At 63.7% G+C, this 13,959-nt stretch carries 14 protein-coding genes; 8 read left to right on the top strand and 6 right to left on the bottom strand.

From position 1 onward, the window contains the following. Nucleotides 1-138: 138 nt before the first annotated feature. The 7 genes from ACFT1A_RS16735 (at nt 139) to ACFT1A_RS16705 (ending at nt 7,380) form a co-directional block, all read left to right on the top strand. Nucleotides 139-1,869, top strand: a complete 1,731-nt coding sequence (locus tag ACFT1A_RS16735; RefSeq protein ID WP_019749031.1) for a nitrite/sulfite reductase — start codon at nt 139-141, stop codon at nt 1,867-1,869. Continuing rightward, nucleotides 1,866-2,579 carry a phosphoadenylyl-sulfate reductase gene (locus ACFT1A_RS16730; protein ID WP_378447884.1) on the top strand — a complete coding sequence of 238 codons (714 nt, stop codon included), beginning with the start codon at nt 1,866-1,868 and terminating at the stop codon, nt 2,577-2,579. The genes ACFT1A_RS16735 and ACFT1A_RS16730 overlap by 4 nt, the downstream gene beginning before the upstream one ends. Beyond that, a complete protein-coding gene (gene cysD, locus ACFT1A_RS16725) occupies nt 2,576-3,511 on the top strand; it encodes a sulfate adenylyltransferase subunit CysD (RefSeq protein WP_007731054.1) in 936 nt (311 codons plus the stop codon). The genes ACFT1A_RS16730 and cysD overlap by 4 nt, the downstream gene beginning before the upstream one ends. After that, on the top strand, nt 3,511-4,797 hold the full coding sequence (locus tag ACFT1A_RS16720) for a sulfate adenylyltransferase subunit 1 (RefSeq protein WP_020969973.1): 1,287 nt from the start codon (nt 3,511-3,513) through the stop codon (nt 4,795-4,797). The genes cysD and ACFT1A_RS16720 overlap by 1 nt, the downstream gene beginning before the upstream one ends. Before the next feature lie 4 nt (nt 4,798-4,801). Further along, nucleotides 4,802-5,557, top strand: coding sequence for a sirohydrochlorin chelatase (locus ACFT1A_RS16715; protein ID WP_378447883.1), 756 nt, complete (start codon nt 4,802-4,804; stop codon nt 5,555-5,557). A gap of 94 nt (nt 5,558-5,651) precedes the next feature. Continuing rightward, nucleotides 5,652-6,428: a DUF998 domain-containing protein gene (locus ACFT1A_RS16710; protein WP_378447882.1), complete on the top strand. Its 777-nt coding sequence runs from the start codon at nt 5,652-5,654 to the stop codon at nt 6,426-6,428. Nucleotides 6,429-6,483: 55 nt separating this feature from the next. Then, the gene (locus ACFT1A_RS16705; RefSeq protein ID WP_378447881.1) at nt 6,484-7,380 is read left to right on the top strand and encodes a universal stress protein; all 897 of its coding nucleotides are present in this window, start codon (nt 6,484-6,486) and stop codon (nt 7,378-7,380) included. Between the two features lie 117 nt (nt 7,381-7,497). Here the strand turns inward: ACFT1A_RS16705 and ACFT1A_RS16700 are convergent, their stop codons facing one another. The 6 genes from ACFT1A_RS16700 to ACFT1A_RS16675 all read right to left on the bottom strand — a co-directional run bounded on the left by ACFT1A_RS16700 (nt 7,498) and on the right by ACFT1A_RS16675 (nt 11,851). Continuing rightward, nucleotides 7,498-8,547, bottom strand: coding sequence for a sulfate/molybdate ABC transporter ATP-binding protein (locus ACFT1A_RS16700; protein WP_378447880.1), 1,050 nt, complete (start codon nt 8,545-8,547; stop codon nt 7,498-7,500). After that, nucleotides 8,544-9,350: a sulfate ABC transporter permease subunit CysW gene (gene cysW, locus ACFT1A_RS16695; RefSeq protein WP_378447879.1), complete on the bottom strand. Its 807-nt coding sequence runs from the start codon at nt 9,348-9,350 to the stop codon at nt 8,544-8,546. The genes ACFT1A_RS16700 and cysW overlap by 4 nt, the downstream gene beginning before the upstream one ends. Further along, nucleotides 9,347-10,195, bottom strand: coding sequence for a sulfate ABC transporter permease subunit CysT (gene cysT, locus ACFT1A_RS16690; protein WP_283304164.1), 849 nt, complete (start codon nt 10,193-10,195; stop codon nt 9,347-9,349). Before cysT ends, cysW begins: the two co-directional genes overlap by 4 nt. A gap of 7 nt (nt 10,196-10,202) precedes the next feature. After that, the gene (locus ACFT1A_RS16685; protein ID WP_378447878.1) at nt 10,203-11,234 is read right to left on the bottom strand and encodes a sulfate ABC transporter substrate-binding protein; all 1,032 of its coding nucleotides are present in this window, start codon (nt 11,232-11,234) and stop codon (nt 10,203-10,205) included. 197 nt (nt 11,235-11,431) lie between these two features. Then, complete coding sequence (locus ACFT1A_RS16680; RefSeq protein ID WP_309599318.1) at nt 11,432-11,521, bottom strand: Ms4533A family Cys-rich leader peptide; 90 nt, start codon at nt 11,519-11,521, stop codon at nt 11,432-11,434. A 123-nt stretch (nt 11,522-11,644) separates the two neighbouring features. Then, nucleotides 11,645-11,851 carry a hypothetical protein gene (locus tag ACFT1A_RS16675; protein WP_003944489.1) on the bottom strand — a complete coding sequence of 69 codons (207 nt, stop codon included), beginning with the start codon at nt 11,849-11,851 and terminating at the stop codon, nt 11,645-11,647. Between the two features lie 82 nt (nt 11,852-11,933). On the opposite strand from ACFT1A_RS16675, the gene ACFT1A_RS16670 reads away from it, so the two are divergent. Continuing rightward, complete coding sequence (locus tag ACFT1A_RS16670) at nt 11,934-13,892, top strand: glycoside hydrolase family 15 protein (protein WP_063316226.1); 1,959 nt, start codon at nt 11,934-11,936, stop codon at nt 13,890-13,892. The last annotated feature ends 67 nt before the right edge of the window (nt 13,893-13,959 follow it).

The raw sequence follows: 13,959 nt of genomic DNA, 5'->3' as shown, positions 1-13,959 counted from the left end.
CGGCCGCGAGCTTTCCGAGACCGAGGACAGCCCCCTCGCTTTCCGACACGGACCGGTGCGTCCCGATCAGACACCGCCACAGTTCGTCGCTAGTGCGTGCCGCGTGCCGATCAACCGCCCAGATCCAGGAGTTCATCGATGACGTCGACCACCGACGCCGCCACACCCGCCGATTCGGCAGCACCTGCCGAAGCTCGGCCCGCCCGCGCCGCACGTCCTGCCAAGCGTCGCGCCGAAGGTCAGTGGGCCCTCGGCTACCGCGAACCGCTCAACGCCAACGAGCAGGCCAAGAAGGACGACAACCCGCTCAACGTTCGGGCCCGCATCGAGAACATCTACTCCAAGCAGGGCTTCGACAGCATCGACAAGGGTGATCTGCGCGGCCGCTTCCGCTGGTGGGGTCTCTACACCCAGCGCGAAGAAGGCTACGACGGCACCTTCACCGGCGACGAGAACATCGATCTGCTCGAGGCCAAGTACTTCATGATGCGTGTGCGTTGCGACGCCGGCGCGCTGAACGTCGAGCAGCTGCGCACCATCGCCGGTATCTCGAAGGAATTCGGCCGGAACACCGCCGACCTGTCGGACCGTGAGAACGTCCAGTTCCACTGGATCGAAGTCGAGAACGTCCCGGAGATCTGGAAGCGCCTCGAAGCCGTCGGACTCAAGACCACCGAAGCCTGCGGTGACTGCCCTCGCGTCGTCCTCGGTTCTCCTTTGGCCGGCGAATCGCTCGACGAGGTCCTCGATCCCACTCCGGCGATCGACGAGATCGTGCGCCGCTACATCGGTGATCCCAAGTACTCCAACCTGCCGCGCAAGTTCAAGACCGCCATCTCCGGTCAGCAGGATGTTGTTCACGAGATCAACGACATCGCCTTCATCGGCGTGAACCACCCTGAGCACGGCCCCGGCCTCGACCTCTGGGTCGGCGGCGGGCTGTCCACCAATCCGATGCTGGCGCAGCGCGTCGGCGCCTGGATCCCGCTCGACGAGGTTCCCGACGTCTGGGAGGGTGTCGTCTCGATCTTCCGCGATTACGGCTACCGCCGTCTGCGCGCGAAGGCCAGGCTCAAGTTCCTCATCAAGGACTGGGGCATCGAAAAGTTCCGTGAGGTTCTCGAGACCGAGTACCTGAAGCGTCCGCTCATCGACGGCCCGGCGCCGGAGAAGCCCAAGCGCCCGATCGATCACGTCGGCATCCAGAAGACTCGCAACGGCCACAACGCAGTCGGTTTCGCTCCGATCGCCGGCCGCGTCTCGGGAGACATCCTGGCTCAGGTCGCCGACGCTGCCGAGAAGGCAGGCAGCGACCGGATCCGCTTCACGCCGTACCAGAAGCTGATCATCCTCGACGTCGCCGACGAGACCCTCGAGCCGCTCATCGCCGATCTCGACGCACTGGGCCTTCCCGCCCGTCCGTCGCACTGGCGCAAGAACCTGATGGCCTGCTCCGGCATCGAGTTCTGCAAGCTCTCGTTCGCCGAGACACGCAAGCGTTCACAGGTGCTCGTGCCCGAACTCGAACAGCGTCTCGCCGACATCAACAGCCAGCTCGACGTGCCGATCACCATCAACATCAACGGTTGCCCCAACTCCTGCGCTCGCTCCCAGATCGCCGACATCGGCTTCAAGGGCCAGCTCGTCGACGACGGTGAGGGGAATCAAGTCGAGGGTTTCCAGGTTCACCTGGGAGGCAGCCTCGGATTCGACAGCGCCTTCGGACGCAAGCTGCGCCAGCACAAGGTCACCAGCGTCGAGATGGGTGACTACATCGACCGCGTCGTACGTCAGTTCGTGAAGAACCGCAACGAAGGTGAGCGGTTCGCCGAATGGGCAGTGCGCGCAGACGAAGGAGATTTGCGATGACAGTGGACATTTCGCGAGCAACTGCCGACGAGCTTCGGTCCATCGCCGAGCGCGGTGCCGTAGAACTCGACGGGGCCAACGCACAGGAACTGTTGCAGTGGACCGAGGACACGTTCGGCGACTCGTACATTGTTGCGTCGAACATGCAGGATGGTGTGTTGGTTCACCTTGCCGCACAGGTGCATCCGGGCGTCGACGTACTCTTCCTCGACACCGGCTACCACTTCCCCGAAACCATCGGCACGCGTGACGCGGTCGAGCAGGTGTACGGCGTCAACGTCATCAATGCGCGTGCGCTGGCAAGCGTCGCCGAGCAGGACGTCGCCGAGGGCAAGGATCTGTTCGCCCGTGATCCCAACCGCTGCTGCGCTTTGCGCAAGGTCGCACCGCTGAAGCAGACATTGTCCGGCTACAGCGCATGGGTGACCGGCATCCGCCGGGTCGAGGCCCCCACCCGCGCCAATGCTCCCCTGATCTCCTTCGACGATGCCTTCGGCCTCGTGAAGATCAACCCGATCGCTCCGTGGTCGGACGAGGAGATGCAGAACTACATCGACACCCATTCCATCCTCGTCAATCCTCTTGTCGACGAGGGATATCCGTCCATCGGCTGCGCACCCTGCACCAGCAAGCCAGCCCCCGGCAGCGATCCGCGTAGCGGTCGTTGGGCCGGTGCCTCCAAGACAGAATGCGGGTTGCACGCATCATGACAGTTGACTTGACACCTTCACGGCCTCAGCTCGACGGCACACAGTTCGATACTCTCGACGCCCTCGAGTCCGAAGCGATCCACATCTTCCGAGAGGTGGCCGGCGAATTCGAACGCCCGGTCATCCTCTTCTCGGGCGGTAAGGACTCCACGGTGCTGCTGCACCTGGCGATCAAGGCCTTCTGGCCTGCGCCGTTGCCGTTCACCCTGCTGCACGTCGACACCGGCCACAACCTGCAGGAAGTCCTCGACTTCCGCGACCATGTGGTGGCGAAGTACAACCTGCGCCTGCACGTGGCGAGCGTCGAGGAGTACATCGCGGACGGTCGCCTCACCGAGCGCCCCGACGGTATCCGCAACCCGCTGCAGACCGTGCCGTTGCTGGACGCGATCTCCGAGAACCGCTTCGACGCCGTATTCGGTGGCGCTCGCCGCGACGAGGAGCGGGCCCGCGCCAAGGAACGGATCTTCTCGCTGCGCAACGCTTTCGGTCAGTGGGACCCCAAGAAGCAGCGCCCGGAACTGTGGAACCTGTACAACGGTCGCCACTCCCCCGGCGAGCAGGTGCGAGTCTTCCCGCTCAGCAACTTCACCGAGCTGGACATCTGGCGTTACATCGCCCGCGACAACGTCGAACTCGCCAGCATCTACTACGCCCACCAGCGTCCGGTGTACCAGCGCGACGGCATGTGGATGACGCCCGGCGTCTGGGGTGGACCGGCTGACGGCGAAGAGCTGCAGACCCTTTCGGTGCGTTACCGCACCGTCGGCGACGGTTCGACCACCGGCGCAGTCCTCTCCGATGCCGCTGACAACGAGGCCATCCTGGCCGAGGTTGCGGCATCACGTTTGACCGAGCGCGGCGCGACCCGTGGCGACGACCGAGTTTCCGAAGCGGCCATGGAAGACCGCAAGCGAGAGGGCTACTTCTGATGAGCGATCTGCTCAGACTGGCAACTGCCGGCAGCGTCGACGACGGAAAGTCCACCCTCGTGGGCCGTCTGTTGTACGACACCAAATCCGTTCTCGCCGACCAGATCGACGCCGTCACCCGCGCGTCGGTGGACCGCGGTCTCGACACCCCCGACCTCTCGCTGCTGGTGGACGGTCTTCGCGCCGAGCGCGAGCAGGGCATCACCATCGACGTGGCGTACCGCTACTTCGCGACCCCCAAGCGCACGTTCGTGTTGGCCGATACACCGGGCCACGTGCAGTACACCCGCAACACGGTCTCCGGTGCCTCGACGGCGCAGCTCGTGATCTTGCTGGTCGATGCCCGCAAGGGTGTCATCGCACAGACACGTAGGCACGCAGCAGTTCTCGCGCTCCTCGGTGTTCCGAAGCTGGTTCTCGCCGTGAACAAGATCGACCTCGTCGAGAACCCCGAAGAGGTCTTCACCTCCATCTCCGCCGAGTTCAACGAACTCACCAGCTCGCTGGGCTGGGCAAGCGAAGATGTCGTGGAGATCCCGGTGTCTGCCCTGCACGGAGACAACGTCGCGATCCGCTCGGACAAGACCCCGTACTACACCGGTCCCACACTGATCGAGCACCTCGAGTCGATTCCGGTCGATGCCGAGCCGCATCGCGTCGGCCTGCGTTTCCCGGTGCAGTACGTGATCCGTCCCCGCACCGCCGAGTTCCTCGACTACCGCGGCTACGCCGGTCAGGTTGCCGCCGGTTCCGTCGTGCCCGGCGACGAAGTGGTGATCCTGCCCTCGGGTACCCGCACCACCGTCACCCGTATCGACACGGCCGACGGCGAACTGGACGTCGCCCACGCCGGACGCAGCGTCACGCTGATCCTGGCTGACGACGTCGACGTCTCACGCGGCGACACCATCGCCTCGCCGTCGGATGCACCCGAGCCGATCGGCGAATTCGACGCCACTGTCTGCTGGCTGGCCGAGAAGTCGCTGCGCCCCGGCGCACGTCTGCTGCTCAAGCACGGCACGCGTACGACGCAGGCCATCGTGGGCAGCTTGGTGGAGCGCTTCAACGAACAGGACCTGACCACAGATCAGGGCCCGGACACTCTCGAGCTCAACGAGATCGGCAAGATCTCGATCCGGGTTGCCGAGCCGATCGTGGCTGACGACTACGCCGTCAACCGCCACACGGGCAGCTTCCTGCTGATCGATCCCGCGGGCGGGAACACCCTCGCCGCAGGCCTCGTCGGCGACGTCATCTCCGCCGTCGAATTGGGCGAACGCGTCTAAGCAGATGGTTCCGCTCATTGCTGTTGCGCACGGCAGCCGCGATCCCCGTTCTGCTCGGGTGATCGCGGCTGCCGTCGCGGCTCTTCGTGAAACGCGGCCCGATCTCGACGTCCGGCTGGCTTTCCTCGATCTGAACGCGCCGTCCATCGATCAGGTCCTCGATGGTGTTGCTGCCGACGGACACACGCAAGCTGTCGCTGTCCCGATGTTGCTGGGCAACGCGTTCCATGCTCGGGTAGATCTGCCCGGGCTCTTGGCCGCAGCCGCGATCCGCCACCCCCAACTGACCGTGTTCCAAGCTGACGTACTGGGTCGCGATGCTCGGTTGATCGAGGCGGTGCGTGAGCGAATCCTCGAAGCAGGCGCCCAGCTGGACGATCCGTCGGTGGGGGTCGCTCTTGCGGCAGTCGGCTCGTCCGACGCGCGCGCCAACGCCGCCACGGCAGAATTGGCATCCACACTTCTGACCGGAACCAACTGGTCGGGTGTTCGAATCTGCTTCGCCACGTCTGCGGAACCGACAGTTGCCCAGGCGATCTCCGCTCTCGAGCAGGACGGTGCCGAACACGTTGTCGTCGCACCATGGTTCTTGGCTCCCGGCTTACTCACCGACCGACTGAGCGCTGCAGCAGCAACGGCATGTCCGCGCGCGCGTTTCGCCGACACGATCGGTGGGCACTCTCTACTGATCGAAACGATGATCGACCGTTACCGACAAGTCGCTGATGCACTACCCGACCGTCTGGTCCGCTCCGCCTGATCCGGTTTCACAGGCCGTTATCAGATTGTTACCGTAGTGTTGGATCTGTCCAGCTCGCGAAGGTTCCTCCTTCGCCTGCGAAACAGATCTTTGGGTGCAATCCCCTCAGAGCGCCGCGAGAGGGAACACCATCACTCACAATCTTCGCCTCGGCACAGCTGGCACCGCATGGGTCCTGTCGGTGCTCTACCTGCTTGTCGAAATCTTCACGGCCGGAGCCTGGAAAACGCCGTACAGCTTCGCGCGCGACTCCATCAGTTCGCTCGGTGTGACGACATGCAGCGTGGATTCGTGTTCGCCGATGCACGACGTCATGAACGCTGCTTTCATGATCCTCGGTGCGCTCACCATCCTCGGTGCGGCCTTGCTGCACAAGTACATTCCGGACGGTCGTGCGAAGAAGTGGATACTCGGCCTCGCCGTCGTCGTTGCACTGAGCACCGCGGCCACCGGCCTCTTCCCAGCCAACGACGGAACCTTCGTTCACTGGACTGCCGTGTTCCCCGGCTTCGTCGCCCGGCATGCCGTCCTCGTACTCATGGCCATTTCTTTCTGGCGGCATCGTAGGTGGATCGCAGTGTGGTCGGGACTGTGTGCGGCCACCGGAATCGTCGGCGCCGTACTGCTTCTCGGACGAACCCTCACCTTCGGCCTCGGTGAACGCCTGACGCTGTACCCACTACCTATGTGGATGGCTGTCACCGGCGTCGCAGCCCTGCTCGCATTGATGCGCCGAACCGTGTTGAAGAACGTGGAACTGACACTGCCCGGTAACGGATTCATCACCGCTCTGTTGTCGTTGCGCCCACGCCGATCTCGCGCAGCAGTGCCCACCGACGTTCTCGCACCACGGGAGCTGACCAGCTTGTAGCGAACCGGGGGTGAGCAGGGACACACTGGTAAAGAGGCGACGCGAGGAGACTTCCATGACCAGTGCACCTGTTCGACACGGAATCGTGGCCGGTATCGACGGCTCGGCAAGCGCGGTCAACGCCGCGAGGTGGGCAGCATCGGCTGCAAAGCGATTCGACGAACCACTTCACCTGACCCACGTGCTGCCAGGACAACCCGAGTCCGGTGGCGGCACCAACGTCACCGACGAAGAGATGTTCGACCACCACCTTCGCGTCGAGGGTGCAAAATTACTCGACGAGGCCGAGGACGCCATCCGCGATGATCACACCGACGTCACCATCGAACGCGGCCTCGTGACTGGTACTCCCGCAACCACACTCGTCGAACTGTCGAAGTCGGCACGCATCGTTGCACTGGGTCAGGCCGGCACCAGCGAAATGCAGTCCGTGTTTCTCGGATCCGACACCATTCGGGTGGTCAACCGTGCGCACTGTCCCGTAGCCGTATTCCGAGGTACGGGTGATCACGCCATGGCCGACACCAGGCCCATCGTCGTCGGCGTCGACGGAAGCAAGCTCAGCGAACTCGCCGTCGCGCATGCTTTCGAGTTTGCCGCGTTCCTCGGCGCACCTTTGGTGGCGGTCCACACGTGGAACGAGCACGCCTCGCTGGGCGGGTATTCCGAAGCCAGGCGCTTCGTCGACTGGGGTCCGTACGAGCAGCATGAGCACGCACTGTTGTCCGAGTGCCTCGCCGGATGGACCGAGAAGTACCCCGACGTCGAAGTCACCCGCAGCGTCCAACGCAGCGGACCGATGAAGGCGCTGCTCGAGCATTCAGCGGAGGCGCAGCTCGTAGTCGTCGGTAGCCACGGCCGCAGTCCGTTCATGGCGTCGATAGTCGGTTCGACCAGTCAGAGCCTCATCCACCACGCCCAGTGCCCGGTCCTCGTTTGCCGCGAGGGCTGAACCCGCCTCGCTGTTGCCCCACCCCCTTTTCCTGAGCGAACGGCACTTTCGGCGCCTTCAGTAGACCGAAAGTGCCGTTCGCTCAACCAAGGGTGGGGGTGAAACAGGGCAAACAGGTCAAACCTGGCCGACGACGCTCACCGTGACCGGCTCCTGCACCGGCGTCGACACCGGGGTCTCCGGCAGATCCGGAACCCGAGTTGCCCGGGCGTACACCGTCTCCCCTGCCTCGAGGTGCAGCGCTGCACTGTCACCGCGAGTGACCTGAGCCGAGAACAGCTCACCGGTTGCCTCGTTGCGCAGGTCGACCCGAACCTCGAAGCCGAGGTACACGACGCGCTCGACGGTTGCGCGTGTGACGCCGAGAGACTCTGCCGTTCCGGACTCCTGAGCGAGAGCCATGCTCGGGTCGCGGCCGAGGCGGATGTCGTGCGGACGAACCAGCTGCCCGTTGAGCTTCGCGACGGATCCGAGGAAGGACATCACGAAGTCGTTGGACGGGCGGTCGTACAGGTCGGCAGGTTCACCGATCTGCTCGATTCGCCCCTTGTTCAGCACTGCGATCCGGTCTGCGACGTCGAGAGCCTCTTCCTGGTCGTGGGTGACCAGGACGGTGGTGACGTGCACTTCGTCGTGCAGGCGACGCAACCACGTGCGCAGGTCGGCACGGACCTTCGCGTCGAGCGCACCGAATGGCTCGTCGAGCAGGAGAACCTGCGGGTCGACAGCCAGAGCGCGCGCCAACGCCATGCGCTGACGCTGACCACCGGACAGCTGCGCCGGGTACCGATGTTGAAAGCCGTCGAGGCCGACGATCTCGAGTAATTCGTTGACCTTCTTCTCGATCTCCGGCTTCGGGCGCTTGCGGATCTTGAGCCCGAACGCGACATTGTCCCGCACCGTCATGTGCTTGAACGCGGCGTAGTGCTGGAATACGAAGCCGATGTCACGCTTCTGCGGTGAGACGCCGGTGACGTCCTTGCCTGCGATGGTGATGGTTCCCGAATCGAGATCTTCGAGTCCGGCGATCGAACGCAGCAACGTCGACTTTCCCGAGCCACTGGGTCCCAGCAATGCCGTCAACGAACCCGAGGGAATGTCGACCGTCACGTCGTCGAGCGCCGCGAAATCACCGTAGTTCTTGCGGGCCCCGGTCACTGTGATCATGTGGTGCTCCTCTTACGGTCCAGCAGCGTCATCAGCAACAGGACAATGATGGCGATGCCCATCAGCAGCGTTGCCGCCGAATACGCACCAAAGGTGTTGTGGTCGTCGATGTATCGCGAATGCACCAGCAACGTCAGTGTCTGGGAGACCCCTGGGAAACCGGACGAGACCATGATGACTGCGCCGAATTCACCGAGCGAACGCGCCACCGTCAACACGATCCCGTACGTCAAGCCCCAACGGATCGCGGGCAGGGTGATCCGCCAGAACGTCTGCCAGCCCGAAGCACCGAGCGTCGCGGCAGCTTGCTCCTGCTCGTCGCCGATCTCGTGAAGGACGGGTTCGACCTCCCGGACGACAAAGGGGAGCGTCACGAAGATCGTCGCGATCACCATGCCGGGCAAGCCGAAGATGACCTTGAACCCCAACGATTCGATCCCGCCGAACCAGCCGTTGGCACCCCACAGAAGGATCAAGGACACACCGACGACGACGGGCGAGACCGCGAACGGCAGGTCGACCACGGACTGCAGAACTCCGCGGCCCGGGAACCGACCACGCACAAGAGCGAGTGCGGTGACGACGCCGAACACGACGTTCACCGGAACCACGATCGCCACGATGATCAGCGACAGATTCAGCGCGGAGACGGCTGCCGGCGTCGTGATCGATTCGATGAACTGACCGATCCCGTTCTCGAACGTTCGCGTCAGGATCACGCCGATCGGCACGACCAACAACACGAACAGGTAGACGAGAGCGATGGTCCGCAGACCGATCTTCGATCCTCTGGACACGTTCATCGGGAACTCTCCTCACGTCGCTGTCCGCGCGAAGCGAAGATTCGCAGGACGAACAGCGTCACGAATGCGATGGCGAGCAACGCTACCGACACTGCAGCGGCGTTGGTCGGACGATCGATCTCGATCTGCTGCTGAATGTACTGCGACGTCATCTGTGTCACTCGCGGGATGTTGCCGCCGATGAGGACGACGGAACCGTATTCACCGATCGCACGGGCAAACGCGAGTCCCGCGCCGGAGATGACGGCGGGCGCCAGCGTCGGAAGAACGACGGAGCGAAAGATCGTCCAGTTGGACGCGCCCAACGATGCAGCGGCTTCCTCGACCTCACGGTCGACCTCCATCAGCACCGGCTGCACAGAGCGAACGACGAACGGCAAGGTCACGAAAGCCAGCGCCACGATCAGACCGGGCTGAGTTGCGTTGAGGTGGATGTCGATCGGCGACTGCGGGCCGTAGAGGGACAACAGCACGATCGACGCCACGATGGTCGGCAACGCGAACGGCAGGTCGATCATCGAGTTGACGATGCGCTTGCCCGGGAAGTCGTCCCGGACCAGTACCCACGCGATGATCGTGCCCATCACCACGTTGAGCAATGCCACGATCACCGAGACGAACAACGTCACGCGCAACGACGCCAAGGCAACGGGCGCGGTGACGGCGTCCCAGAATCCGGAGATCCCCTCGTCGAACGCGGTGGCGGTCAACGCGGCGAGCGGAAGCAGAACGATCACGGAGAGCCACAGGGTGGCCACTCCGATTCCGAGCGGCCCCACACTCCCCGTGACCCGCGCGAGTTTTCGCCGACGAGCCACGGGGGTGGGGTCAATAGTGTCAGTCACGTCAGTCTTACTTGGTCGCGTTGTCGTAGATCACTGCGATCGAACCGGTGTCCTTGGTGAACAGTGCACTGTCCACGGCCTTCCAGCCGCCGAGGTCTGCAATGGTCCACAGCTTGGTCGGCTCGGGGAACTTGTCGGTGAACTTGGCAGCGACGGCGGGATCGACGGGACGGAATCCTGCTTCGGCCCAGAGCGTCTGGCCCTCGGTCGTGTACAGGTAGTCCTTGAACGCTGTTGCCTTGTCGAGGACCTTGCTGTTCGAGATCACGGCAACCGGGTTCTCGATCTTGAAGGTCGTGGGCGGGGTGACGTGCTCGACCGGGTCGCCGTTGCCCTCGATGAACAGCGCCTCGTTCTCGTAGCTGATCAGAACGTCGCCGCTGCCCTGCAGGAAGGCTTCCGAAGCCTCGCGTCCCGACTTGGGCTGGATCTTGACGTGGTCGTTGACCAAAGCGGTGACGTAGTCGAGGCCCGCTTGCGGGTTCTTGCCACCGTCACTCTTAGCTGCGTACGGCGCCAAGAGGTTCCACTTGGCCGAGCCGGAACTGAACGGGTTCGGCGTGACGACCTCGAGGCCGGGCTGAAGCAGGTCGTCCCAGTCCTTGATCCCCTTCGGGTTGCCCGGACGGGTCACGATCGTGACAACCGATCCGAACGGAATTCCGTTGTAGGCGTCCTGGTTCCAGTTCTGATCGACCAGACCGGCATCGACCAGGCGGGTGATGTCCGGCTCGACGGAGAAGTTGACGAAGTCGGCTTCGGCACCGTCCTTCACCTTGCGCGACTGGTCGCCCGAGGCACCGTACGAAGGATTGAAGTTGACGTTCTTGCCCTCTTCGGTCGCCTGGAAGGCTGCGGTGAGCTTGTCGAAGCCGGGCTTCGGCACGGCGTAGGCGAACAGGTTGATCGTGCCGGCGCTACCGTCGCTGGCGGCGCTGTCACCACCCACGGTGTCGCTCGAGCCACCACTGCACGCTGTGAGTACCACGGCCCCCATGGTCGCGATAGCAGTGAGAAGTGTGCGGGAACGGCGTTTCATTGCAGATACCTTCCTGAAAGGACTGACAAACGAGGGTTGATCAAACGACAAGTCCGAGACCTCTGGGGCTGATTCCATCGGGACGTTCAGACATGGAGAGCCGACGGGCAAAGTGCCCTGAATCGGGGGGCGCGAGTTACGCGCAGAGAAGTTCGAATGGGGTGCGCAGCACCACCGGAGAGGTCGAACTCAGGAAATCAACAACAGGCGACGTCAGCGACGTCGAGCATGCCGACAGCAATCAACGCCAACTGGTGGCGGATTACGGGAGCTGTTGCTTCGGACACGCGGTGGACTTTAGCAGAGCACCGGCGCCCGCTCTAATCGGGAGAACTAACGGGTGAGAAGCCACGCCACGATCACGAGGAGAATCAGGGCGATCAGGGCGAGAGTGACCCGTGAGCGGGGCATCAGCTTTCCTCTACTTCTCGAGAATTCCTACGCAACCAGCCGAAGAGCGGCAGAGCGAGTACGGCGGCCAACGCGCGATCCAGACCGATGGCCACCAGGCGGCACAGCGGAACGACGACGATCAGGACCAACGCGACCTGCGGGATGAACGGGAGCCCCGCCATCCACAGCTCGAAGCTGTCCCACCAATCCGCTATCCGATCCACGCCATCACCCTATCCTTCGACCGAAACGGTCCCTACAGCGTGTGGATTGGACGTGTGTCGATTCTGGCCGGATGATGTCCGAATGAGTGCTGACGACGAAGTGGTGCAGACGATTCCTCCCGCCTCCACGGGTCACCATCGAAGCAACTTTCCCCCGATCGACGACTACGCGTTTCTTTCCGATTGCGAAACCTCGTGCCTGATTGCCCGTAACGGATCTGTCGAGTGGATGTGCGTTCCCCGCCCCGACTCCCCCAGCGTGTTCGGTGCCATCCTCGACCGCAGCGCAGGCCATTTCCGTATCGGCCCTTACGGCCAGAACGTGCCCGCAGCCAGACGCTATCTGCCGGGCGGACTCATCCTCGAGACAACATGGCAGACGGAGACCGGCTGGCTCGTCGTTCGCGACGCACTGGTTCTCGGCCCGTGGCACAACGTCGACAAACGATCGAACACGCACAAGCGCACACCGACCGACTGGGACGCAGAACACACGCTTCTCCGTACGGTCAAATGCGTCAGCGGCACCGTCGAACTCGAGATGAGCTGCGAGCCCGCGTTCGACTATCACCGCGGCACCGCCAATTGGGAGTACACCGGCAAGGTCTACGAGGAAGCGACGGCAACGTGTCGCTCCGCCAAGCCCGGAGACCACCCCACTCTCCGCTTGACCACCGATCTCCGATTGGGTCTGGAAGGTCGCGAGGCCCGGGCCCGGACGCGACTGGTCGAAGGCGACAACGTCTACGTCGCGCTCTCGTGGTCGGACCTACCCGCGCCGCAGACGTTCGACGAAGCAGCCGACAAGATGTGGCAGACGTCGAAGTCGTGGCGCGAGTGGGTGACCATCGGCAAGTTCCCCGACCACCCGTGGCGCGGATACCTGCAGCGCAGCGCGCTCACACTCAAAGGCCTCACCTACGCACCGACCGGAGCCCTGCTCGCGGCTTCCACGACGTCGCTACCGGAAACACCAGGCGGAGAACGTAACTGGGACTACCGCTATGCCTGGGTTCGCGATTCCACTTTTGCATTGTGGGGCCTCTACACGCTCGGGTTGGACCGTGAAGCCAACGACTTCTTCAACTTCATCTACGACGTGTCGAGTTCGGACAACGGTCAGCCGCACCCACTGCAGGTGATGTACGGCATCGGCGGCGAGCGCACGCTCGAGGAATCCGAACTCAACCACCTCTCCGGATACGACGGCGCCCGTCCGGTGCGTATCGGCAACGGCGCGTTCGATCAACAGCAGCACGACATCTGGGGCACCATGCTCGACTCGGTGTACCTCCACATCCGTACCCGCGAGCGTGTCCCCGAAGCGTTGTGGCCGCTGCTCAAGAAGCAGGTCGAGGAAGCGATCAAGCATTGGCGCCAGCCCGACCGCGGGATCTGGGAGGTGCGCGGTGAACCGCAGCACTTCACGTCGTCGAAGATCATGTGCTGGGTCGCTCTCGACCGCGGCGCCAAGCTTGCAGAGATGCAGGGCGAGAAGAGCTTTGCGCAGCAATGGACGGCCATCGCCGACGACATCAAGGCCGACATCCTCGCGCACGGTGTCGACTCGCGTGGAGTTCTGACCCAGCGCTACGGGCACGATTCACTCGACGCGTCTCTGCTGCTGGCTCCGCTGCTGCGCTTCCTGCCTGCCGACGATCCGCGTATCCGCGCGACGGTGCTGGCGATCGCCGACGAGCTCACCGAAGAAGGTCTGGTCCTGCGCTATCGCGTCGACACCACGGACGACGGCTTGAGCGGCGAGGAAGGCACGTTCACCATCTGTTCTTTCTGGCTGGTGTCCGCCCTCGTCGAGATCGGCGAACTGGATCGCGCAAAGCATCTGTGCGAGCGCCTGCTCGGGTTCGCGAGCCCGCTCAAGCTGTACGCGGAAGAGATCGACGCGCACACCGGTCGCCATCTGGGTAACTTCCCGCAGGCATTCACGCACCTGGCGCTGATCAACGCCGTGGTCCACGTGATCCGCGCCGAGGAAGCTGCCGAAGCCGGCGCATTCCAGCCCGCGCACAACGCAACCTAGACCCCCTGCTGTGGGGCGGTTTTTAACGCCCCCGGGGAGTTAAGGCGCCCCACCCATAGATGACGCC

The sequence above is a fragment of the Rhodococcus sp. NPDC057135 genome (genome assembly GCF_042670865.1).
In the GTDB taxonomy this organism is placed as follows: Bacteria; Actinomycetota; Actinomycetes; order Mycobacteriales; family Mycobacteriaceae; genus Rhodococcus_F.
This window is presented reverse-complemented; position numbering and strand designations above follow the sequence as displayed.